The following is a 21,615-nucleotide window of genomic DNA, read 5'->3' as shown; positions in this document are numbered from 1 at the left end:
CAGCGTTGGCGTCATGACAACCACTGCACACACCCAGAACCAGAACCTCGACGCGTCGGATGGCGACACACCCGGCCCGTTTCGCAGCCCGAGCTGGCCGGTCCTACGCCGTGTCAGCGGCGGCGCCCTGACCCTCGGCGGGGTCGCCTGTATCGCCGGCGGGACGTTGCATCCCATCGTCGACGGCGAGGCCCACTCCGTGGAGGCGCTTCAAGCGGTGGGCTCACCGTGGGCGCAGATCCTGCTCGCCGTCGGCACGACGCTGCTACTGCTCGGCCTGCCCGGGATGTACGCGTGGCTGGCACCCCGGATCGGGATCGCCGGGCTGATCGGCCTTGTCGCCTACGCGGTCGGCAATCTCGTCACCGCGACCGGGCACCTCATCGTCGAGCTGTTCGTCGCGTACCCGTTCGCGAATGACCCGGACAAGGCCGCGCTCATCGCCGCCGACGACTCGATGCTGGGCACCACCGCTTTCGCGCTGCTCAACACGGTCGGCGGGCTCGTGATGCTGGTCGGTATGGGGATGTTCGGCGGCAGCCTCATCCGCAACCGGGCGGTCCCGCTCTGGATCGGCATCCTCACCGTCGTCGGCATGGTCGGTTTCATGCTGCCGATTCCCGCGGTCGCCGGGATCTCGGGATTCATCTACGAGGCGCCGCGTGGAATCGCCATCGCCGCGATCGGAGCACTGATGGTTCGCCGGTGATGTAGATCACAACGCGGGTGGGGATGAAATCGGACCGCGGTCCGGTTAGTGTCTGGTGATGGGTCGCGAAGGCCCACCAGCCATCGATCGAGACCCGAACCGAAAATTCCTGGAAGGACCACGACATGACCTCCGCCACCACCGTCAAGGCACCCATCCCCGCCGGCACCTGGACCATCGACACCGTGCACTCCGCGGTGAACTTCTCCGTGAAGCACCTCATGGTCAGCAAGGTCCGCGGCAGCTTCGACACCTTCTCCGGCACCATCACCGTCGACGAGAACGGGACCCCCGCCGTCCAGGCCGAGATCGACGTCACCTCGATCAACACCCGCAACGAGCAGCGCGACGGCCACATCAAGTCCGCTGACTTCTTCGACGCCGAGAAGTACCCGAAGGCCACCTTCGTCTCCACCGGCGTCCGCCAGAACGGCGACGACTACCTCCTCGACGGCGACTTCACCCTCAAGGGCGTCACCAAGCCCGTCACGCTCGAGCTCGAGTTCGAGGGCACCAACCCCGGCATGGGCCAGGGCGCCGTCGCCGGCTTCGAGGCGAAGGTCGTCATCAACCGCAAGGACTTCGGCATCGACATCGAGATGCCGCTCGAGGGTGGTGGCGTCGTCGTCGGCGACAAGATCACCATCACGCTCGAGATCGAGGCCCTGCAGGCCTGATCCGCACGATCCCCGATGGACCGGCACCGTGAGGTGCCGGTCCATTTGTGGTTTCGACACGCCGCGTGGCCGCTTCGCGTCCGCGTGGCGGCTCAACCAGCGGGGGATGGCCGCGTGGCCGCTTCGCGTCCGCGTGGCGGCTCAACCAGCGGGGGATGGCCGCGTGGCCGCTTCGCGTCCGCGTGGCGGCTCAACCCGCGGGGGATGGCCGTGTGGCCGCTTCGCGTCCGCGTGGCGGCTCAACCAGCGGGATGGTCGGCTCTCCCTTGGGTAGGCTTCGGGGAACGCCGTCAGGCAGGAGAAGCCGATGGGACGACCACGCCGGACCCGTCGTGGTGTGCCGTGGACACGTCTGCGCCGACGCACCGCGGGTTTCTTGTGGGGCACCTCGACGGTTCCGAGCCCCCGGGGATGGGCCCGGATCGGCCCGCCCATGCGCAGCAAGATCGCCCTGCACGCCACCGTCACCGCGATGACCGCCGTGATCGCCAGCAATACAGTGATCGGCGTCGAGACCTTCTTGCTCGTCCAACTCGCCTTCAACGGCGGCCAACTCACCTTCGACGAGACGCTGGGCGCGCCGAATTTTCCCGTGGTCGTGGGTGCGATCATCGTCGGCATCCTCACGAATCTGCTGTTGGGGATGCTGGCGGTCCGGCCCCAGCTGCGCTGGTTCATCAGCTGTCAACCCGCCGACCATGCCCGTCGACGCGCCGTACAGCGGATACCGATCGTGCAGCTCGGAGTCACGGTCGTCTCCTGGAGCGCGGCGGCGCTGTTCTACGTGTTCATCGCCGAAGAGCTCACGACCGCGACCGTCGCCGGCGTCGCGGTCGCCTTCGCGCTGGCCGGTATGTCGAGTGCCTGTCTCACCTATCTGTTCGCCGAACGCGCGGCCCGCCCCCTGGCCGTCGTCGTCCTCGAGGACTTCCCCACGAACCACGTCATGAACGGTGTGCGCGTGCGGATGCTGGCCGTGTGGGCGGTGAGCTCGGCGGTGCCGATGGTCGGTCTGCTGACGGTCAACGCGGGGCGCTGGACCGGTCTGCTGCCCGATGTCTACGGCGCGGTCGACTGGACGACCGTGATCCTCTGCCTGGTGGGCCTCGCATCCGGAGCCCGTGTCATCGCGCTTGTGGGGCAGGCGATCACCGATCCGCTGACGGAGATGCGCCGGGCGGTGCACCGCGTGGACCACGGCGACTACAAGGCTCGCGTGCCCGTGTACGACTCCTCGGAACTCGGTGTGCTGCAACACGGTTTCAACAGGATGGTCGAAGGTCTCGCCGAACGGGACCGCATGCGTGAGATATTCGCGCGACACGTCGGCGACACCGTGGCCGAGCTCGCGATCTCCGACGGTGTCGGCATGCACGGCACCAACACCCGCGTCGGCGTCCTGTTCGTCGACATCGTCGGATCGACGGGGCTGGCGCAGCAGCGTAGTCCGGACGACACCGCCGCCCTGCTCAATGCCTTCTTCAGCATCGTCGCCGACGTCGTCGATCAACATTCGGGCTTCGTCAACAAATTCGAGGGCGACGCCGCGCTCGCCGTCTTCGGCGCGCCCGTCGAGATCGACGACCCCGCGGGCGCCGCGCTCGGCGCCGCCCGCGACCTCGCGGACCGGCTCGCCAGCAGCCTCGACATCCGTTGGGGGATCGGCGTTTCCTACGGGGAGGCGTTCGCCGGCAACATCGGCGCCGAACGACGCTACGAGTACACCGTCATCGGCGACCCGGTCAACGAGTGCGCTCGGCTGTCCGACATGGCCAAGACCGGACGCATCCCGGCTCTGGCCAGCGGCGCGGCCATCGACGCCGCCGGCGAGGAAGCGCAGGAGTGGAAGCTGCTCGGCACGCGGATCATGCGCGGGCGTTCCGAGCCCACCGCCTTCCATGCGCCGATCGAACTCGTCGAGCGGTTGGGGACGTCGACCAACCTCATCGCGGAATTGCTACGGCCCGCGCGTCGCATCGTCGGCGCCAACCCGTTGCGGCTGACCACATTCTTCGGCGGGTGACTCGTTGACGCCTTCCGGGTGTGTCAATAGCGTGGGTCGCACGAGCCCGGCGTCGGTGCCGGGCGAGACAACGCATCCCAGGGGGTCGCGATGAGTGGTTGGACGACAGCGGACGTGACGGACCAGACGGGCCGGACGTTCGTGGTGACCGGCGCCAACAGCGGTCTCGGGTATCAGACCGCGAAGGTGCTCGTCCGCGCCGGTGCCGAGGTGGTGCTGGCGTGCCGGAACACCGCCAAGGCCGATGCCGTGGCGTCGGAGCTGGGGCCGAAGGCGACCGTCGCCAAACTGGACCTCGCCGACCTCGAATCCGTGCGAGCCTTCGCCGCCGGGGTGACCGGCGCCGACGTGCTGATCAACAACGCGGGACTGATGGCGGTCCCGTTTCGACGCACCACCGACGGTTTCGAGATGCAGATCGGCACCAATCATCTCGGGCATTTCGCTCTCACGGCGCTGCTGCTGCCGAAGATCACCGAACGGGTGGTCACCGTGTCGTCGACGATGCACCAGATCGGCGACATCCAACTCGACGACCTGAACTGGGAACAGCGCCGCTACCGGCGCTGGCGGGCCTACGGCGACTCCAAGATGGCCAACCTGATGTTCGGCAAGGAGCTCGCCGCACGGCTGGCGGCGGCCGGGTCGTCGAAGAAGTCGTTGATCGCCCATCCGGGTTACGCCTCAACGGAATTGCAGGGCAGAAGCGAGAACTTCTCCGACTTCTTCGCGAAGCTGGGCAACAAGCTGCCGATCGCCCAGCCGGCGGCCGACGGGGCGCTGCCCCAGCTGTACGCGGCGACCCTGCCGGATGCGAAATCCGGGACGTTCTACGGGCCGACGCAGTTCTTCGGGATGCGCGGCGCCCCCGGACGCAGCGGTTACAAGAAGGCCGCCGACGACGTCGAGTTCCGGACCGCGCTCTGGGAGGAATCGGAGCGGCTCACGGGGGAGAAGTTCGACGTCGGGGCCGTCGGCTGAGAGCCGAGTCACCGCCTCGTCCGTTCCCATGATCGGACGAATGATGTTCGAGATAGAGAACTTCGGACGCTTGCGTGCCTTAGATTTCTCGGCATGACTCTCTCGAAACGTTCCTTGCGCATCGTCCTGGCCGGAGCGTCATGCGTTGCCGGCGCGACCTTCTCCACCGTCGCGGCCCCGTCGGCATCGGCCGAACCCACCGGTTGCGTCGCCGGGGCGGCCGTCGTCGTCGCCGCGTCCTACTGCAGTGGTGGTACGGGGGAGCATCGGGTGCAGGCTGCATGTCTGGACTCGACCATGGTCGCGACACTCACCAACGCAAACGGCCCCTGGCGCGCACCGGGGCAGCTGTCGGTCGTGACCATCGGCGCTCAGACGAACGTCGGGAAGTGCATACTCCCCGTCATCGCGATCACGGGCGTGCGGTGATCCTGGCGCGCACCCTGGTTGCCGGCGCCCTGTGCGTCGGCAGTGCTGCGCTGTCGGCGGTGTCCGCGTCCTCGGCATCGGCCGAACCCACCGGTTGCGTGGCGGGGTCGGCGATCGTCGTCTCGGCGTCGTACTGCAGTGGTGGCACCGGTGAGCACCGGGTGGAGGCGGGCTGCATCGTTCCGGCGCTCTACGCCACGACCTTCGAAGCGTATGGGCCCTGGAGAAGCCCGGGGCAACTGTCGGTCGTGACCACCGGAGCGCCGACGAGAGCGGGGGAGTGCATTCTCCCCATCCAGGTCTTCGTCGGGGTGCGCTGAACCGGTTGAAAAAGGCCCGACTACTGGACGCTGAACGCGATGCTGTTCGACGCGCCCGAGATGGTGTCGGTGACGCGGATCGTGAAATCGCCTGCGCCCTTGAAGAAGTAGGACTTCACCGCGGTGCAGTCCTGGGTCTTGAACAGCGAGGCCTGCTTGGGGACCTTCGGTCCGGACAAGCGGACCTCCATGCGGCACTCGTTGCCGTCGACGATCGGCCCGGCGTCGATGATCGAGTTCCAGCGCACGCCCAGACGCGAGTTCTTCGGATAGGTGTTGGGCACGACGGCCGCGGTGTTGTTCGGTGTGTACACCCAGACGTTGATCGACTTGATGCCGTTCGGTGCGCCGGGGCGGCCGAGCTTGCCGTAGTGCGTGACCTTGTCGCCGCCGGACGAGCCGAGCGCGGAGCTGCCGGAGTCGAGGCTGCCGCTCGCGCTTCCGAAGAGTGTGTCGAGCGGGTTGGCGGTCGCCGGTGCGACGGGCAGTGCCAGTGCGGCGGTGGCGAGCAGGGCGGCGGCGATACGGGTGCGCTTCATCGACTTCTCTCGGTCCTCGCGGTTTATAACGAAATGATTAAAGCATGAGGATCGGCGTGTGCGTAGACAACTGCCCCCGCTGTTTGAGCCGGGACCGAGCGAAGCGAGGCGCCGAGTCGAAGCCACCTGGTGACCTCGACGGGCGCGGCGTTCTCGCTGCGCTCGGTCGACGCTGCTCGGCCAGCGGAGGGCGGCCCAGGTCACCACACCCCGGGCGGCCGCAGTTGAATGCTGATCCGGGCACCGACGCCGCGCACCTTGGGAACCGCGTGCTCCCAGGTGCGCTGACAACTGCCGCCCATGACGAGTAGGTCGCCCGACGACAGCGTGAATTTCAGTGACCGTCCGCCACCGCGGGGTCTGAGCATCAGTGGCCGAGGTGAACCGAGCGAGATGATGGCGACCATCGTGTCGTGTGTGGATGCCCGGCCGATGCGATCGCCGTGCCACGCAACCGAGTCATTGCCGTCGCGATAGAGGCTGATCCCGGCAGTCGCGAATCCCTCCGGCAGTTCGGCGCGGTAGTGCTCGGTCAATGCGGCGCGTGCGCCGGTGATGATCGGGTCGGGGAATCGGTCATCGGCCTGGTGGATCGAGACGAGCCGCGGGACCTCGACCACCCGCTCGTACATACGACGACGCTCGGCCCGCCAGGGGACGCACTCGCGGAGGCGGTCGAAGAGCTCGTCGGCACCACTGATCCAACCGGGACACAGGTCGACCCACGCCCCCTCGGTCAGCGGACGGCGCGAGATCGATGTCGACAGGTCGCCGAGCGTCGGCTCTGCAGCCTGCTCGGAGAACAAAGAGCCCTGGGTGCCGAGAGACATGACTTCAGGCTACACCCAGGTCGCACGTGTGTTCGAGCGCCTTATCCAGGATTCGTGCGCGACAGTTCCGGAAGCAGGTCGAACCGTCCTGCGACGAGGGCGGACCGTTTCGCGCGAGACCAGCCGTGGACACGGCGCTCGGCCGCGTAAGCCTCGCCGATGTTGGGAAACTCCTGCTGGAATACGAGCCGGACCGGCCGACGAGGACGCGTGTAGCGCGAGCCGTTTCCGGTCTGGTGCTGGTCGACTCGATGCTCGACGTTCCGAGTACTCCCGACGTACAGCGTGCCGTCGGAACATTCGAGGATGTAGAGGAAGCCACTCATGGTGTGACTGTCGAGGATTGCTGCGACGAATCGGTCGTGGTCTCCACAGCCAGCGGATCGTGGCGAGTCTGTCCTCAGGGTCGTTGGCAGGTTTCGCAGATCGGTCGCCAAGTGGCTTCGACTCGGCGCCTCGCTTCGCTCGGTGCCGGCTCAACCAGCGGGGGTTGGCCGAGCGTCGCGGGGAGGTCGCGTGCGTTGAGGTCACTTCGCATGATCGGTCGCCAAGTGGCTTCGACTCGGCGCCTCGCTTCGCTCGGTGCCGGCTCAACCAGCGGGGGTTGGTCGAGCGTCGCGGGGAGGTCGCGTGCGTTGAGGTCACCTCGCATGATCGGTCGCCAGGTGGCTTCGACTCGGCGCCTCGCTTCGCTCGGTGCCGGCTCAACCAGCAGTGGATGGTGCCGGCTCAACCAGCGGGGGGTCGGGTCAGCCGGCGCGAGTGGCGTCGGAGACCGGCGTGATCGGGAGGCGCAGCGCGCCGGGCGCGTGGGCGGGGACCGTCGGGTGGTGGGGCTCCACCGGCTGGACGGGCCGGTACGCCGCACCGAGCTCGGGCCGCGGGTCGGCCTCGCCGGCATTGGGCCACATCGCCAGGGCGCGTTCGGCCTGCGCGGTGATGGTCAGCGACGGGTTGACGCCGAGGTTGGCCGAGACGGTCGCGCCGTCGACAATGTGCAGCCCCGGGTGGTTGAACACCCGGTGGTACGGGTCCACCACGCCGTCGGCCGCCGAGCGTCCGATCGAGCAGCCGCCCAGGAAGTGGGCCGTCATCGGGATGTTCAGCAGGTCGACGATGGAACCGCCGGCGTCGCCGTCGATCTCGCGTGCGACGGCGCGCACCGCCTCGTGTCCCTCCGGGATCCACGTCGGCGGGGGATCGCCCTCGCCCTGCCGGCTGCGCAGCATCGGGCCGAAACGACCTCGGCGCGAGAACAACTCGAGCGAGTTGTCGGCGGTCTGCATGACGAGTGCGATGATGGTGCGCTCCGACCAGCGTCGTACCGAGAGTCCGCGAAGCGTGATCACCGGGTGACGGACCATCTCGATCAGCGCCTGCAGCAGTCGCGGCAGCGGACCGCCACCGTCGACGAGAATGGCCTGCAACATGCCGATGAGGTTGCTGCCCTTGCCATATCGCACGGGTTCGATGTGCGTGTGGTCATTGGGGTGGAACGACGACGTGATCGCGACACCCTCGGTGTAGTCGATGTCGAGGTCGCGTGCGGTGGCGGCCAGGACCGCCTCGGAGTTGGTGCGGACCACCTTGCCCAGGCGCGACGACAGCCCGGGCAGGTGGCCGCCCTGCTGCATGTCCAGCAGCAGCTTGTTGGTGCCGTACGTCCCGGCGGCGAACACCACGTGATCGGCGGTGAAGGTGCGGCGCCCGCGGCGCGACCAGCGTCGGCCCGACCGGTGCGACTCCACGACGTACCCGCCGCCCGAACGCGGCCGGACGGTGTCCACGGTCGTCATCGGAATGATCTCGGCACCGGCCTGTTCGGCCAGGTAGAGGTAGTTCTTGACGAGCGTGTTCTTCGCTCCCACCGGACATCCCGTCATGCAGGCGCCGCAGTCGGTGCACCCGGTGCGTGCCGGGCCGGCGCCGCCGAAGAACGGGTCGTCGACCGTCTTGCCCGCCTCGCCGAAGAACACGCCGACCGGGGTGTGGACGAAGGTGTCGCCGACTCCCATCTCCTCGGCGACCTTGCGGATCACGCGGTCGGCGGGCGTCACCTTCGGATACGTGGTCACGCCGAGCACGCGTGAGGCCTGGTCGTAGTACGGGTCGAGCTCGGATGCCCAGTCGGTGATCGATCCCCAATGCGGGTCGTCGAAGAACGTCGGCAGCGGACGGTACAGGGTGTTCGCGTAGTTCAGCGATCCACCGCCGACGCCCGCACCGGCCATCACGAGCACGTCGCGCAGCAGGTGCATGCGCTGCACCCCGAACAGTCCGAGCGCGGGTGCCCAGACGTAGTCCTTGAGGCGCCAGCTCGTCTTGGGCAGCTCGCCGTCGGAGAAACGCCGACCGGACTCGATGACCGCGACGCGGTAGCCCTTCTCGGTGAGTCGCAGGGCCGCAACCGATCCGCCGAAACCGGAGCCGATGACGATGGCGTCGTAATGGTCAGGGGTGGAACTCACGGTGCGACGGTCCTCTCGGTGTCGGATTCGGTGGCGTCGGATGCAGTGTCTGATCCGGTGGTGACGGCCTGGTCGACGGGTGCGACGGGGATCGCGGCGTCGAAGCGGTGGTCGGTGGGTTCGAAGGACGACATCATCCGGCGGAAGTCGCTCGTGAACTTCGGCCACATCACCGAGTTGCGACCGGTGGAGTCGAGGTACCAGCTCGAGCAGCCACCCGAATTCCAGACGGTGCGTTCGAGTTCGGGATCGAGTTCGGAGTTGTAGCGGTCCTGCGCATCCTCGGTGACCTCGAAGGTCGACCGGCCGCTACGCGAGAGTTCGGCGAGGGCCTTGCTCATGTAGTACGCCTGCGGCTCCAGCATCAGCACGATCGAGCTGTGACCGAGATTCGTGTTGGGGCCGTACAGGAAGAACAGATTGGGGAAGCCGTGGACCTCGACCCCGCGGTAGGCGCGCGGTGAACCCTTCCACGCCTGGGCCAGCGTGCGGCCGTCGCGCCCGGTGATCGCCGACGCGATGGGCGGCTCGGTGGGGGTGAACCCGGTCGCGAAGACGACCGTGTCGACCTCGTGCTCGCGACCCTGGTCGTCGACGGCGCCGCGTGCGGTGAGGCGGGTGATCGCGCCGGTGACGGTCGCGTTGTCATGCTGGAGGGCGGGGAACCACTTGTTGGTCAACAACATCCGCTTGCAGCCGATGGTGTAGTCGGGGGTGAGCCGACGACGCAACGCGCGGTCGCGGACCTGGACACGCAGCTGGGCCAGCGCGATGGTCTTCGCGATCGGCAGCAGCTTGGGGTTGCGGGCCATCATGAGGACGTAGGACTCGCGATAGGTCCACACCATCCGCCGGACCAGTCGGTGGATACCGGGAACCCGACGATAGAGCGCGCGTTCGAGCGTGCCGATGTTGCGGTCCAGACGCGGGACGACCCAGGCGGGGGTGCGCTGGAAGACCGTGAGATGTCCGACCTCGTCCACGATCTCGGGCACGATCTGGATCGCCGACGCGCCGGTGCCGACGATCGCGACGCGTCGACCGCGCAGGTCGTGGGAATGATCCCAGTCGGCGGAGTGGAACATCGTGCCGGTGAACTCGTCGGCGCCGGGGACGGTCGGCAGGCCGGGTTCGGACAGGGCGCCGGGCGCGGCGACCAGGTAGCGGCACCGGATCTCACCGTCGGTCGTGTCGACGACCCACTCCTGCGTGCCACCGTCCCAGCGCGCCGACGTCAGCGCGCAGTTGTATCGGATCTGATCGGCGAAATCGACTGCGACCGAGCGTAGATACCGATGGATCTCGTCGCGACGCCCGTAGGTGTGCGACCACTCCGGGTTCGGCGCGAACGACAACGAGTACAAGGACGTCGGGACGTCGCAGGCCGCGCCCGGGTAGTCGTTCTCGCGCCAGACACCACCCGCGCCGTCGCCGCGCTCGATCGCCAGGGTCTGCAGCTGCGGATGGTCCTTTCGCAGACGATGCAGGGCGGCGAGGCCGCCGAATCCGACACCGACGACGAGGACGTCGACGCGCCGGGGCAGCGTGTCCTGCTGCGCGAGGGTCGGACTGGGTTCAGTCATGAGACAGGAGTTCCTTCCATACGGGCAGGAGTCGGTCGAGCAGCGCGCGGTCGGCGTCGGGCGAGCGCAGGATGCGCGACACCGCGAGTCCGCGTGCGAGTTCGATGGTGAGTTCGAGTTCCGCGGCGGTGTACCGGTCGCCGAACAACTCGGCACAACCGACGGCGAGGGCGTCGGAGACCTGTTGTTCGAGCGGGATGATCGCGGTTCGTAGCCCGACGTCGCAGCGGGCGGCGACCCACAACTCGAGAGCGGCGTCGAACAGCGGGCCGCTGAACGCCTCGACGAGGATCTCGAGTCCCTCGTCGCCCGTGCGGGGCCGCGACAGGATCTCTGCCAGCCGGCGTTCTACGAGGTGCCCGACCGCGGCGACCACCAGCGATTCCCGGGTGGGGAAGTGATGCAGCAGGGCGCCGCGCGAGATGCCCGCGCGGCGGTTCACCTCTTGCGTGGTGGTGGCTGCGTAGCCGACGTCGACGAGGGCGTCGACGGCCGCGTCGAGGATGAGCGCACGGGTGGTCGCGGTGCGTTCGGCCTGCGTACGACGACGCGGGGCGCGGGTGGGCTCGGTCACATCAGTGACGATAGCACAAACAGTCCGGACTGCTTGTAAGTTTCCAAGAGATCGCGGCGCGTAAGTTGGACCGCATGCGATTCGGACTCTTCATTCCCCAGGGCTGGCGTCTCGATCTCGTGGGTGTGGAACCTGCGGACCAGTGGGGGGTGATGTCGTCGGTCGCCGACCGCGCCGAGTCGGGCGGCTGGGACTCGATCTGGGTGTACGACCACTTCCACACCGTCCCGCTGCCCACCGACGAGGCCACGCATGAGGCGTGGACTCTCGTGGCCGCCCTGGCCGCCACCACGAGTCGGGTCGAGATCGGCCAGATGTGCACCGCGATGGGTTATCGCAACCCGATGTACCTCGCGAAGGTCGCCGCCACCGCGGACCTGATCTCCGGCGGTCGCGTGCAGATGGGCATCGGTGGCGGCTGGTACGAACACGAATGGCGTGCATACGGTTACGGATTCCCGTCGGCGGGTGAGCGGCTGGCGCGGCTCGACGAGGGAGTGCAGATCATGAAGCAGGCCTGGGAGACCGGACGGGCGACGCTCGACGGCAAGCACTACACCGTCGACGACGCCATCTGCGCCCCGCAGCCCACGGCCGGGCGGCTGCCACTATGGATCGCCGGCGGCGGGGAGAAGAAGACGTTGCGGATCGCGGCGAAGTACGCCGACTACACCAACTTCGACGGCACGCCGGACGGGTTCGCGCACAAATCGTCGGTCCTGCAACAACATTGCGCCGACCTCGGACGCGACTTCGAGTCGATCACCCGCTCGGCCAATTACAACGTGATGCTCGGCGAGACCGAGGCCGACGTGGAGCGCAAGCTCACCGACCTCGAAGCCCGGCTGAGCAATATCGTCGGACCCGACGCGGCGTCCGGCAGTTTGGGCGCGTTCCGGGGGATGCCCGCGGTTGGGACGCCTGAACAGGTCGCCGAGAACCTTCGCGGGCTCGCCGACGCCGGGATGTCCTACGGGATCTGCTACTTCCCGAACATCGCCGTCGACCGCGAGGACCTCGAGATGTTCGAGCAGCGGGTGATCCCGGCGCTGCGCTGAGCCGCATTGCCCCGCCCGCTGGCCGAGCCTCCTTCCGCTGGCCGAGCTTGTCGAGGTCACCAAGTGGCTTCGACTCGGCGCCTCGCTGCGCTCGGTGCCGGCTCAACCAGCGGGGGTGGTCGCCAAGTGGCTTCGACTCGGCGCCTCGCTGCGCTCGGTGCCGGCTCAACCAGCGGGGGTGGTCACCAAGTGGCTTCGACTCGGCGCCTCGCTGCGCTCGGTGCCGGCTCAACCAGCGGGGGTGGTCGCCAAGTGGCTTCGACTCGGCGCCTCGACCTCGACGCGCTCCTTTGTCGCTTGCTCGGCCCGGCGGCTGCGCTCGGTGCCGGCTCAACCAGCGGGGGTGGTCGCCAGGTGGCTTCGACTCGGCGCCTCGACCTCGACGCGCTCCTTCGTCGCTTGCTCGGCCCGGCGGCTGCGCTCGGGGCCGGCTCAACCAGCGGGGGTGGTCACCAAGTGGCTTCGACTCGGCGCCTCGACCTCGACGCGCTCCTTCGTCGCTTGCTCGGCCCGGCGGCTCCGCTCGGTGCCGGCTCAACCGGCGGGGTGGAGTCACAACCGGCGCAACCGCTCGGCGGCTTCGGCGATCACGTCGTCGCGTTTGGCGAACGCGAACCGGAGCATGTGGTGCCAGGGTTCGCGGTCGTCGGTGAACACACAGACCGGCACCGCGGCCACGCCGATGCGTTCGGGCAGCGTTCGGCAGAACTCGATGCCGTCGTCGACGCCGAGGGGACGAGGGTCGGCACAGACGAAATAGGTTGCCTCGCTACGGTGTACGACGAAACCGGCGTCGGACAGCGCGGTCGAGATCAGGTCGCGTTTGGCCTGCAGCCCCCGCGCCGACTCGCGGACCCAGTCCAACTCGTGCTCCAGCGCGTGTGCCACCGCGGGTTGGAACGGCCCGGAGCCGACATAGGACATGTATTGCTTCGCCGTCCGCGCCGCGCCGACGAGCTCGGGCGGACCGCTCACCCAGCCGACCTTCCAGCCGGTGCAGTTGAAGGTCTTGCCGGAGCTGGAGATACGCAGCGTGCGTTCCCGCATACCCGGTAGCGCCGCGAGCGGGGTGTGCGTCCGTCCGTCGAAGACGAGGTATTCGTAGACCTCGTCGGTGACGGCGATGACGTCGTGCTCGACGCACAGCCGTGCGATCTCGGCGAGGTCGTCGGTCGACAGCACGGTCCCCGTCGGATTGTGCGGGCTGTTCACCACCACCATCGACGTCTTCGGCCCGAAGGCCGCGGCGAGCCGCTCGCGATCAAGACGGAAGCCGTCGCCGTCGGGGACCAGCGGCACGACGCGCCGCACACCCCCGGCCATCGCGACAGCGGCGGCGTAGGCGTCGTAGTAGGGCTCGATCATGATGACCTCGTCACCCGGCTCCACCAGACCGACGACGGCACCGGCGATCGCCTCGGTCGCGCCGACCGTGATCAACACCTCGCGGTCGGGGTCGTAGTCCAGGCCGTACCGGTCACGCTGCTGCCGCGCGACCGCGTGCCGCAACTCCGGCACACCGATACCCGGCGGGTACTGATTGCGACCGTCACTGATGGCTTCGCGCGCGGCATCGAGCATCGATGCCGGCCCGTCGGTGTCGGGAAAGCCCTGTCCGAGGTTCACGGCGTCGTGCTCGACGGCCAGCGCCGACATCTCGGCGAAGATCGTCGTGGTGAACGGACGCAGGCGGTCGACTGTCCGGTTCGCGGATGACATGTTCCAACAGTGGCACAGGTCCTCTCTTCAACGGTCGCGGTGGGCGCTGCGGGGGTGACAGACTGACCCCAGTCGCCGACACGGGTGAGGAGGAGCGATGCCGCGCAATCCCGGCGAGCACTTCGCCGGCTACACCATCATCCGACTCGTCGGCCGGGGTGGCATGGGCGAGATCTACCTTGCGCGGCACCCGCACCTGCCACGGAACGAGGCGCTGAAGGTGTTGCCCGCCGATCTCAGTCGCGACCCGATGTACCGGCAGCGGTTCGTCAAAGAGGCCGAGCACGCCTCGAGCGTCGTCCACCCGTCGATCGTGACGATCTTCAATTCCGGTGAGTACGACGGCCACCTATGGATCGCGATGGAGTACATCGACGGCATCGACGCGCTGAAGCTGCTTCGGCAGAACCCGCGGGGACTCGACACCGCGACGGTGATCGCGATCGTGCGCGCGGTGGGCGCCGCGCTCGACCGGGCCCACGCGACGGGGCTGCTTCATCGCGACGTCAAGCCGGCCAACATCCTGCTGCAGGGCGCGGGTGGTCCGGAGCCGCGAGTGTTGCTCGCGGACTTCGGGATCGCCAAGTCGGAGCAGGACGTCAGTCATCTCACCTGGACCAACGTCTTCCTCGGCACCGTCGCGTATGCCTCACCCGAACAGTTGCTCGGCGATCCGGTCGACGGTCGCGCCGACCAGTACGCGCTCGCGGCCACCGTCTTCGAACTGCTCACCGGGCGGCCGCCGTTCCAGGGTGCCGGCACCGCCTCGATCATCGCCGGCCACCTGCAGGCGATGCCGCCGCGACCGTCCACCCTGCGTCCGGGTATTTCGGGCGATGTCGACGCGGTGTTCGGTCGCGCCCTCGCGAAAGAGCCGGACCGCCGGTACGGGTCGTGCCGCGACTTCGCCGTCGACCTCGAACGCGCGCTCACCGTTCCTCAGCTGTCCAAGGAGCCGACGGTGCGCGCGCCGTCGCCCGTGCCGCCGGTTCCGGCGGCCCCGCCCGTTCCGGTGAACCCCGTGTCCTATTCCCAAGGGCCGCAGCAGTATTCGCCGTATCAGTCGCAGCCGGGGACCTACCCCGGCGGGTTCCCCTCGCAGGGTGGCTACGCACCACCACCACCGCCGAAGAAGCGGTCCGGGCTGCTGATCGCACTGGGGTCACTCGCGGCCGTCCTCGTGCTCGCGATCGCGGCCGGGGTCGTCTACGTGGCGACGCAGGTGTCGAGTGCACCGACCGCGAGTGACACCTCGACGTCGCGCTCCACCACGGCCGCCGGGCCGGAGACCTCGACGTCCGCCGCCGGCACGTCTGCTCCCCGCACCACCGACTCCTCCACGTCGCCGGTCAACGGACCGGGGGACGTGCAGGTCGGCGAGTGCATCGGCATCGCGACCGACTCCGGATCGGCGACGAGCGTGAACGCGTCGAAGGTCGACTGCGACTCGGCCGGTCTCAACTTCTACACCGCCTCGAAGATCGCCGCGTCGACATCGTGTGCGAGCCCGCAGAACTCGACACTCACCTTCCCGGGCAGCTCCGACAAGGTCTGTCTCACGCCGAATTTCTACGAGGATCTGTGTTATCTGGTGCCGCTGTCGGGCGGTTCCCTCGCCGACTACCGGGAAGCCCCCTGCACGAGCGCCGCAACGGCGCAGACCGTCCTCGCCCGTGTCACGACGCGGTCGGATGCGTCGGTGACTTGTTCGGGCGAGGAGACGACATGGGTTTTCTACGAGCCGGAGTCGATCGGGTACTGCCTCGTCGAGACGTGAATCGACCCTTCGTGACGCGCCCTCCGCAAGCTCCGGGCGCTCCTCAGGGAGCAGTGGACGCGCCCTCCGCAAGCTCCGGGCGCTCCTCAGGGAGCACGGGGCAAGTAGCACTTCAGGTGCTACCCTGCAGGAATGAGGACGATCGGTATCCGCGAGCTCAGGCAGCACGCCTCGCGGTATCTCGCGCAAGTCGAGGCCGGGGAAGAGTTGGCCATCACCAACCGAGGCCGCACGGTTGCGCGGTTGGTCCCGGTGTCTGCGGGGGAAAGAAGTAGAGAAGCGCTCATCGAGGCCGGGATACTCGTGCCGGCCCGCAGTGCGGGCGGCATAACCGGGCTGCACCCCGAGACGTTGCCGACGCGCGCGCTCACCAAAGTCCTCGACCAGGTTCGCGAGGATCGTTGATCTATCTCGACACCTCAGCGATGGTGAAACTCGTGGTGCGCGAGGCCGAGACCGCACCGCTGATCGAGTGGTTCGCGCTGCGTCCAGGGGTCCCGACCGTGACGAGTGCGCTGGGACGAGTCGAATTGATGCGCACCGCGTTGCGTGATGGCAGCCCGGGCCTTCATGAGCGAGCGCGTGATCTCCTCGATGCTCTGGACGTGATCCCGCTGAGCGCCGCCGTCATCGACATCGCCGAATCGATCGGCCCGTCCTCGCTGCGCTCGCTCGACGCCTTGCACTTGGCCTCGGCAACCGTGATCCGCGCCGAGATGACCGCGTTCGTCGCCTACGACCAACGACTCACGGCGGGTGCGTCTGCGCTCGGTTATCCGGTGGTCGCTCCAGGCGCCGAGTTGTGACTCAGCCGGCTGAACCCTCACCGATCGTCGGGCCCAGGAGGTCGTCGGCGTCGGTGATGCGGTAGGCGTATCCCTGCTCGGCGAGGAACCGTTGGCGGTGCGCGGCGTAGTCGGCGTCGAGGGTGTCGCGCGACACCACCGAGTAGAAATGCGCCTGTCCGCCATCGCGTTTCGGTCGCAACAACCGGCCGAGCCGCTGGGCCTCCTCCTGGCGTGACCCGAACGTCCCCGACACCTGCACCGCGACCGACGCCTCAGGCAGGTCGATGGAGAAGTTCGCCACCTTCGACACGACAAGGGTCTGCAACTCGCCGGAGCGGAACCGGTCGAACAGGACCTCGCGTTCCTTGTTCTTCGTCGAGCCCTGGATCACCGGGGCATCGAGTTCGCGGCCCAGTTCCTCGAGCTGATCGATGTAGGCGCCGATGATCAGGGTCTGCTGACCCCGGTGCTTGTCGAGGATCGCCTTGACCACGTTGACCTTGGTGTGGGCCGTCGAGCAGAGCTTGTACTTCTCCTCGGGCTCGGCGACCGCGTACTGCAGACGCTCCTCGTCGGTCAGCGTCACCCGGACCTCGACGCAGTCGGCCGGCGCGATCCACCCCTGCGCCTCGATGTCCTTCCACGGGGCGTCGTAGCGCTTGGGTCCGATCAGGCTGAAGACGTCGCCCTCGCGGCCGTCCTCGCGGACCAGGGTCGCGGTGAGGCCGAGTCGACGACGCGATTGCAGGTCGGCGGTCATCCGGAAGACGGGTGCGGGGAGGAGATGGACCTCGTCGTAGATGATCAGACCCCAGTCGCGGGAGTCGAAAAGGTCCAGATTCTTGTACTCGCCCTTCGACTTCCGTGTCATCACCTGGTAGGTGGCGATCGTGACGGGACGGATCTCCTTGCGCTCGCCCGAGTACTCGCCGATCTCCTCCTCGGTGAGCGTCGTGCGCGCGATGAGTTCACGTTTCCACTGGCGGCCGGCGACCGTGTTGGTCACCAGGATCAGCGTCGTCGCGCCGGCCTTGGCCATCGCCGCCGCGCCGACCATCGTCTTGCCGGCACCGCAGGGGAGCACCACCACGCCCGAGCCGCCGGCCCAGAACGAGTCGGCTGCCATCTCCTGGTAGTCACGCAGCTGCCAGTCGTCCTGGGCGAGGTCGATGGCGTGTGCCTCGCCGTCGACGTATCCGGCGAGGTCCTCGGCCGGCCAGCCGACCTTCAGCAGCACCTGCTTGAGGCGACCCCGCTCGGACGGGTGCACGATGACCGTGTCGTCGTCGATGCGCGCACCCAGCATCGGGGCGACCTTCTTGTTGCGCATCACCTCGATGAGGACCGCCTGGTCGAGGCTGACGAGGGTCAACCCGTGCGCCGGATGCTTGACCAGTTGCAGGCGACCGAACCGGCCCATGGTGTCCACGACGTCCATCAGCAGCGGCTGGGGCACCGCGTACCGCGAGTACGTCACGAGTGCATCGACGACCTGTTCGGCGTCGTGACCTGCGGCGCGGGCGTTCCACAGCGCGAGGGGGGTGACCCGGTAGGTGTGGACGTGCTCGGGGGCGCGTTCGAGTTCGGCGAAGGGTGCGATCGCCGCGCGCGCCGCCGCGGCGTCGGGGTGATCCACCTCGAGCAGCAGCGTCTTGTCGGATTGCACGATCAGGGGTCCATCGGTCACCCGCTCCATTGTCCAGATCGCACCGACGATTGTCAGCGTCGGGCCTGCGCTGTGACGCGAGAGACCCCGGCGAAGTCAGAAGACGGGGATGCCGAGCTTGCGACGGACCCGCAGGTCGATGATGTTGAGCCGGAAGATCCCGCGCAGAACGGGTGCCACCAGTGGGTCGACGCGGCGGAAGCCGGCAAGCGCCCGCTGATAGCGGCGTTCGTCGCGTTCGGTCCACCGCCACCGCATCATCGTGCGGAACTCCGGCGGCAACCCGGCCTTGATCGCGTAGGCGAGCGACGGCCCGATCGCGGCGTGGAGCAGCGTGCCGAGCTTTCCGACCCGGTACTCCAGGAAGGACAGGTCGGCGAGGCTGCGGAGCTCGTCGCGCACCGGGTCGTCGATGCGCAGTGAGGACAATTCGGCGTTCCAGTAGACGAGCAGTTCGTCGTAGGTCGCCGGCCACTTGTCCCGGGGAACGTTGAGTGCGGTGCCCAGCGGGTGCGCCTCGTCGAGCACCATCTGCTTCTCCTCGGCGCTCAGCGGACCATAGAGCAGTTCGTACTGGTCGATGAAGTACTTGAGCAGACACACCGCGACCCACAGCTGCAGGCGCGAGTCGTTCCCGCTGTAGCGAACGGGACTCGACTGGGTGGAGTACACCTGGTCGTGGATGCGGCCGACGGCCTCGTGGACGTAGGCCTTGTCGTCGTCGGAGCCCATCAGTGCGACGGCGAGGAACGTGCCGGTGGTGCGCCCCCGTTTGATGGGCCGCTTGATCGCATTGCCCGACGGCACGCGGCTCTCGTGGACGCCGTACCCGACCTTCGGATTGGCGAGCTGCATGATCACGTTGGTGCCGGCGAGCGAAGGCCCGATGGCGGTGACCAGATCGACCGGCCGCTTCACCCGGCGACGCTTCGGCGCGGGTTTCATCCGCGCGACGAGGTCGTGCTGGTAGGTGTCGGCGACGAGGCCGAGATGTTCGCGAGCGGGGAGTTTCGGTGCCGCGGTCATACCCGAGGCTACCAAGGATGAGACGTCTTTCACAGGATGTCTCTACCCGCTGGACTCAGGCGTCGAGCAGCTCGACGCTGGTGAGGCGGTGCAGCGAGAACCGTTGCTCGTCATCACTGCCCTCCTCGACGGCCACGAGCTGGCCGGCGCCGAGGATCTTCGGGGTCACCACATGCCGGCTCGCCGATCCCTGTGCGTCGACGTATCCCACGCGCAGCCTGCGGTTGGCGCGCAGTGCGAGCTGGATGAGCGCAGTGGCGGATTCGCCTCCGCCGCTCGCCCGCACCGGGGTCGTCGTGACGGCGCCGCGCACCGGGGTCGCCGCCGCCGCCCGGTCGGTCGAGCGGATGCGGGTCACCACCGACCGCAGCTGTGCCTCCGACGGCGCGTTCCGGCGTGGCTGGGCCTGCCGACGTGCCCGCGACACCGAAACCCGGCTGCCGCGTTCGCGGAGGTCGACCAGGGCTCCGGACGAATCTTCGCCCGCCGGAGCGAATCCCGCCGCCCGCAGCTGATCGATCACGTCGCGGACCTCCGACGGCGACACCGCGACCGTGGGTGCCAGCGCCCGCAGCGCGAGCGGTTCGGCCGCCGCACTGCGCAGCACAGCCGCCAGCACGGTCGGGTCCTCGCAGCGGATGAACGCCGACGCGACGCCCACGCGCAACTGGCCGTGGCGTCGTGCGACGTCGTCGATGAGATACGTGAGTGACTGTGGCACCGGGGTTCTCGAGTGTTTCGTGAACATCGAGAGCAGTTCGTTGCTGCTGCGGCCCGCGTCGAGCGCACGGCGCACGCTCTCCGGTGAGACCCGATAGACCGACGCCGCACCGCCCGATTCCAGATCGGCGACGAGCTCCACCTGTTCGGCGAGTTCGGGCGTCATCGGGCCGGGGACCGTCAACGTCAGATCGGCCTGGGTCAGGAAGTGGTCCACCGGCTCGGGCAGGGCTTTGCGCATCGCGGCGAGCACCGCCGCGTCGACGTCGGCGGGGTCGGAGTCCGGTGACTCCTCGATGGTGTACGCACGACCGACGGTGGTCAGGGCGTCGTGCGCGACCAGTCCCAATTCCCGTGCCTCACGCAGGGTCTCGGCGACGACGCGGCGGCTGAAGCGCCGGATCTGACGGGGGCGGTGCCAGTGCAGGTTCGCGAGGAGAGTGTCGGCGGGGACTCCCACCGCGGGGTCGGCGTGGGCGAGGGTGGACAGGATGAGCTGACGCTGCACCGGGGCGTACGCGTCGTGGAGGTCCGAGCCCAGCGTCGGCAGCGCGTTGCCGTCGCGATCGGGTTCGCCGACCTGCCAGGCGCGGCGCGGCATGTGCATCCAGGCGTCGGCCAGCGCGAGCCACTGGCGTTCGCGCGGTTGGTGCAACCAGGTGTCGGCGGTGGAGGTGGGCGCGAAGGACTGCTCGCCGGAATCGTTGGGCGGCGGGGGATCCGGGAAGCCCGCGTCGATGAGCCGGAGATAGGCGGCGAGTTCGACGAGGAACGCGACCCGCTGTGTCTCGAGACCGGTCAGCTTCGCCAGACGACGGAGCCCGCGGACGCCGAGCGCGCCGGAGCGGAGCACCGCCGCCGGCGTCGCGCCGAGGACCGCGATCAGCTGGGTGAGGTGACGGATGAGTTCGAGTGCCTCGCCGCCGGCTGCGGCGTCGACCGCCTTGGCCCCGAAACGTGGCTTCGCGCCGGGTTCGTGGAGCGGTGGCGGCTCCAACACGTCTGTGCGCCAAGCAGGTTCCTCGCGGAGCACGGCGCCCACCATCGGCGGTAGCTCGACGGTCTGATCGTCGATGCGCGCGAGGAGGCCCGACGAGATCAGTCGGGCGACCGGGGAGGACGGGTCGGCGTCGTGGGCCGCATCACGACTGCGGCCCAGGGCCGGACCGCGGGCGAGGGTGTGCAGCAGACCGAGGGGTCGCTCGTCGAGATCGGCGATCATCGCCGCGATCTCCTCGCCCGACCGCCCGACGAGCGGACCACTGAGGTGCTTGGCCTTCCACGGCATCGCGGAGTCGACGTGTTCACCGGCGCCGAGGGACGAGTCCTCGCCCCAGAGGATCGCGCGGCGTCGGAGGAGATCGAGACGGGCGCGGACGGCGGCCGCATCGGCGCGGCCGGACAGGGCCTTGACGATCGTGGTGACCGACGGACGCCGCGACTTCTTCGGGCTGCGGCTGTGGCGGGCGGCGACCTCTTCCAGAACCGCGACGGCAAGGATGTCGAGATCCTCGCCGGCCAGGGCCAACGACGCCGCCGACAGGGCCCGTTGCGCCAGTACCCGCGTCCCCGACGGCGTCGGTGAGGCGAGGTCGGGGCGCTCGAGGAGGAGCTCGGTCAGCGCGTCGTCGGAACGCGCCGCCAACTCATCGGCCAGGCCGGTGTGCTGGTCATCCGAACTCATTCGGCCCAGCTTACCGGGGGCTCAGGCAGCGGGGACCGGGGCTC

Annotated in this window: 20 protein-coding genes; 10 read left to right on the top strand and 10 right to left on the bottom strand. The window is 68.5% G+C overall.

What is annotated here, in order from left to right:
- Positions 1-13 precede the first annotated feature (13 nt).
- The 6 genes from FFS52_RS18470 (at position 14) to FFS52_RS18445 (ending at position 5,139) form a co-directional block, all read left to right on the top strand.
- Complete coding sequence (locus FFS52_RS18470; RefSeq protein ID WP_137810547.1) at positions 14-709, top strand: hypothetical protein; 696 nt, start codon at positions 14-16, stop codon at positions 707-709.
- Between the two features lie 125 nt (positions 710-834).
- A complete protein-coding gene (locus FFS52_RS18465; RefSeq protein ID WP_065631738.1) occupies positions 835-1,386 on the top strand; it encodes a YceI family protein in 552 nt (183 codons plus the stop codon).
- 307 nt (positions 1,387-1,693) lie between these two features.
- The gene (locus FFS52_RS18460) at positions 1,694-3,409 is read left to right on the top strand and encodes an adenylate/guanylate cyclase domain-containing protein (RefSeq protein ID WP_058253918.1); all 1,716 of its coding nucleotides are present in this window, start codon (positions 1,694-1,696) and stop codon (positions 3,407-3,409) included.
- 90 nt (positions 3,410-3,499) lie between these two features.
- Positions 3,500-4,390, top strand: coding sequence for an oxidoreductase (locus tag FFS52_RS18455; protein WP_137810546.1), 891 nt, complete (start codon positions 3,500-3,502; stop codon positions 4,388-4,390).
- A 93-nt stretch (positions 4,391-4,483) separates the two neighbouring features.
- Positions 4,484-4,819 carry a hypothetical protein gene (locus FFS52_RS18450; RefSeq protein WP_065631740.1) on the top strand — a complete coding sequence of 112 codons (336 nt, stop codon included), beginning with the start codon at positions 4,484-4,486 and terminating at the stop codon, positions 4,817-4,819.
- Positions 4,780-5,139 (top strand): hypothetical protein, encoded by a 360-nt coding sequence (locus tag FFS52_RS18445; protein WP_249356467.1) that lies wholly within the window; start codon positions 4,780-4,782, stop codon positions 5,137-5,139. The genes FFS52_RS18450 and FFS52_RS18445 overlap by 40 nt, the downstream gene beginning before the upstream one ends.
- 20 nt (positions 5,140-5,159) lie before the next feature.
- Here the strand turns inward: FFS52_RS18445 and FFS52_RS18440 are convergent, their stop codons facing one another.
- The 6 genes from FFS52_RS18440 to FFS52_RS18410 all read right to left on the bottom strand — a co-directional run bounded on the left by FFS52_RS18440 (position 5,160) and on the right by FFS52_RS18410 (position 11,133).
- Complete coding sequence (locus FFS52_RS18440) at positions 5,160-5,678, bottom strand: hypothetical protein (RefSeq protein ID WP_137810545.1); 519 nt, start codon at positions 5,676-5,678, stop codon at positions 5,160-5,162.
- Positions 5,679-5,878: 200 nt separating this feature from the next.
- Positions 5,879-6,508: an alpha-ketoglutarate-dependent dioxygenase AlkB gene (locus FFS52_RS18435; protein WP_068970695.1), complete on the bottom strand. Its 630-nt coding sequence runs from the start codon at positions 6,506-6,508 to the stop codon at positions 5,879-5,881.
- A gap of 41 nt (positions 6,509-6,549) precedes the next feature.
- Complete coding sequence (locus FFS52_RS18430) at positions 6,550-6,834, bottom strand: GIY-YIG nuclease family protein (RefSeq protein ID WP_065631742.1); 285 nt, start codon at positions 6,832-6,834, stop codon at positions 6,550-6,552.
- Positions 6,835-7,257: 423 nt separating this feature from the next.
- The gene (locus FFS52_RS18420) at positions 7,258-8,976 is read right to left on the bottom strand and encodes a GMC family oxidoreductase (protein ID WP_137810543.1); all 1,719 of its coding nucleotides are present in this window, start codon (positions 8,974-8,976) and stop codon (positions 7,258-7,260) included.
- Positions 8,973-10,559, bottom strand: a complete 1,587-nt coding sequence (locus FFS52_RS18415) for an NAD(P)/FAD-dependent oxidoreductase (protein WP_137810542.1) — start codon at positions 10,557-10,559, stop codon at positions 8,973-8,975. Before FFS52_RS18415 ends, FFS52_RS18420 begins: the two co-directional genes overlap by 4 nt.
- Positions 10,552-11,133 (bottom strand): TetR/AcrR family transcriptional regulator, encoded by a 582-nt coding sequence (locus FFS52_RS18410; RefSeq protein WP_137810541.1) that lies wholly within the window; start codon positions 11,131-11,133, stop codon positions 10,552-10,554. Before FFS52_RS18410 ends, FFS52_RS18415 begins: the two co-directional genes overlap by 8 nt.
- A 74-nt stretch (positions 11,134-11,207) precedes the next feature.
- Here FFS52_RS18410 and FFS52_RS18405 point away from each other — a divergent pair, with 74 nt between their 5' ends.
- Positions 11,208-12,191, top strand: coding sequence for an LLM class F420-dependent oxidoreductase (locus FFS52_RS18405; protein WP_137810540.1), 984 nt, complete (start codon positions 11,208-11,210; stop codon positions 12,189-12,191).
- 552 nt (positions 12,192-12,743) lie between these two features.
- Here the strand turns inward: FFS52_RS18405 and FFS52_RS18395 are convergent.
- Positions 12,744-13,910 carry a pyridoxal phosphate-dependent aminotransferase gene (locus FFS52_RS18395; RefSeq protein WP_137810539.1) on the bottom strand — a complete coding sequence of 389 codons (1,167 nt, stop codon included), beginning with the start codon at positions 13,908-13,910 and terminating at the stop codon, positions 12,744-12,746.
- Between the two features lie 97 nt (positions 13,911-14,007).
- Between FFS52_RS18395 and FFS52_RS18390 the strand changes: the two genes are divergently transcribed.
- The 3 genes from FFS52_RS18390 to FFS52_RS18380 all read left to right on the top strand — a co-directional run bounded on the left by FFS52_RS18390 (position 14,008) and on the right by FFS52_RS18380 (position 16,493).
- Complete coding sequence (locus tag FFS52_RS18390; RefSeq protein WP_137810538.1) at positions 14,008-15,687, top strand: serine/threonine-protein kinase; 1,680 nt, start codon at positions 14,008-14,010, stop codon at positions 15,685-15,687.
- A 132-nt stretch (positions 15,688-15,819) separates the two neighbouring features.
- A complete protein-coding gene (locus FFS52_RS18385) occupies positions 15,820-16,092 on the top strand; it encodes a type II toxin-antitoxin system prevent-host-death family antitoxin (RefSeq protein WP_137810537.1) in 273 nt (90 codons plus the stop codon).
- On the top strand, positions 16,089-16,493 hold the full coding sequence (locus FFS52_RS18380; protein WP_137810536.1) for a type II toxin-antitoxin system VapC family toxin: 405 nt from the start codon (positions 16,089-16,091) through the stop codon (positions 16,491-16,493). Before FFS52_RS18385 ends, FFS52_RS18380 begins: the two co-directional genes overlap by 4 nt.
- A gap of 1 nt (position 16,494) precedes the next feature.
- On the opposite strand, the gene FFS52_RS18375 is transcribed toward FFS52_RS18380, so the two are convergent.
- The 3 genes from FFS52_RS18375 to FFS52_RS18365 all read right to left on the bottom strand — a co-directional run bounded on the left by FFS52_RS18375 (position 16,495) and on the right by FFS52_RS18365 (position 21,571).
- Positions 16,495-18,162, bottom strand: a complete 1,668-nt coding sequence (locus FFS52_RS18375; protein WP_321179980.1) for a DNA repair helicase XPB — start codon at positions 18,160-18,162, stop codon at positions 16,495-16,497.
- A gap of 75 nt (positions 18,163-18,237) precedes the next feature.
- Positions 18,238-19,167, bottom strand: a complete 930-nt coding sequence (locus FFS52_RS18370) for an oxygenase MpaB family protein (RefSeq protein ID WP_137810535.1) — start codon at positions 19,165-19,167, stop codon at positions 18,238-18,240.
- 55 nt (positions 19,168-19,222) lie between these two features.
- Positions 19,223-21,571, bottom strand: coding sequence for a helicase-associated domain-containing protein (locus tag FFS52_RS18365; protein ID WP_137810534.1), 2,349 nt, complete (start codon positions 21,569-21,571; stop codon positions 19,223-19,225).
- Between the last annotated feature and the right edge of the window lie 44 nt (positions 21,572-21,615).

It is taken from the genome of Gordonia sp. ALPHA1B1 (genome assembly GCF_005502615.1).
GTDB lineage: Bacteria > Actinomycetota > Actinomycetes > Mycobacteriales > Mycobacteriaceae > Gordonia > Gordonia hongkongensis.
This window is presented reverse-complemented; position numbering and strand designations above follow the sequence as displayed.

Bases quoted from the DNA above. Each gene is read 5' to 3' on its own strand.
- FFS52_RS18405 (WP_137810540.1), top strand. From the start codon at position 11,208: ATGCGATTCGGACTCTTCATTCCCCAGGGCTGGCGTCTCGATCTCGTG.
- FFS52_RS18470 (WP_137810547.1), top strand. From the start codon at position 14: ATGACAACCACTGCACACACCCAGAACCAGAACCTCGACGCGTCGGAT.
- FFS52_RS18365 (WP_137810534.1), bottom strand. From the start codon at position 21,571: ATGAGTTCGGATGACCAGCACACCGGCCTGGCCGATGAGTTGGCGGCG.
- FFS52_RS18450 (WP_065631740.1), top strand. From the start codon at position 4,484: ATGACTCTCTCGAAACGTTCCTTGCGCATCGTCCTGGCCGGAGCGTCA.
- FFS52_RS18390 (WP_137810538.1), top strand. From the start codon at position 14,008: ATGCCGCGCAATCCCGGCGAGCACTTCGCCGGCTACACCATCATCCGA.
- FFS52_RS18385 (WP_137810537.1), top strand. From the start codon at position 15,820: ATGAGGACGATCGGTATCCGCGAGCTCAGGCAGCACGCCTCGCGGTAT.
- FFS52_RS18440 (WP_137810545.1), bottom strand. From the start codon at position 5,678: ATGAAGCGCACCCGTATCGCCGCCGCCCTGCTCGCCACCGCCGCACTG.
- FFS52_RS18395 (WP_137810539.1), bottom strand. From the start codon at position 13,910: ATGTCATCCGCGAACCGGACAGTCGACCGCCTGCGTCCGTTCACCACG.
- FFS52_RS18435 (WP_068970695.1), bottom strand. From the start codon at position 6,508: ATGTCTCTCGGCACCCAGGGCTCTTTGTTCTCCGAGCAGGCTGCAGAG.
- FFS52_RS18370 (WP_137810535.1), bottom strand. From the start codon at position 19,167: ATGACCGCGGCACCGAAACTCCCCGCTCGCGAACATCTCGGCCTCGTC.
- FFS52_RS18465 (WP_065631738.1), top strand. From the start codon at position 835: ATGACCTCCGCCACCACCGTCAAGGCACCCATCCCCGCCGGCACCTGG.
- FFS52_RS18415 (WP_137810542.1), bottom strand. From the start codon at position 10,559: ATGACTGAACCCAGTCCGACCCTCGCGCAGCAGGACACGCTGCCCCGG.
- FFS52_RS18455 (WP_137810546.1), top strand. From the start codon at position 3,500: ATGAGTGGTTGGACGACAGCGGACGTGACGGACCAGACGGGCCGGACG.
- FFS52_RS18460 (WP_058253918.1), top strand. From the start codon at position 1,694: ATGGGACGACCACGCCGGACCCGTCGTGGTGTGCCGTGGACACGTCTG.
- FFS52_RS18430 (WP_065631742.1), bottom strand. From the start codon at position 6,834: ATGAGTGGCTTCCTCTACATCCTCGAATGTTCCGACGGCACGCTGTAC.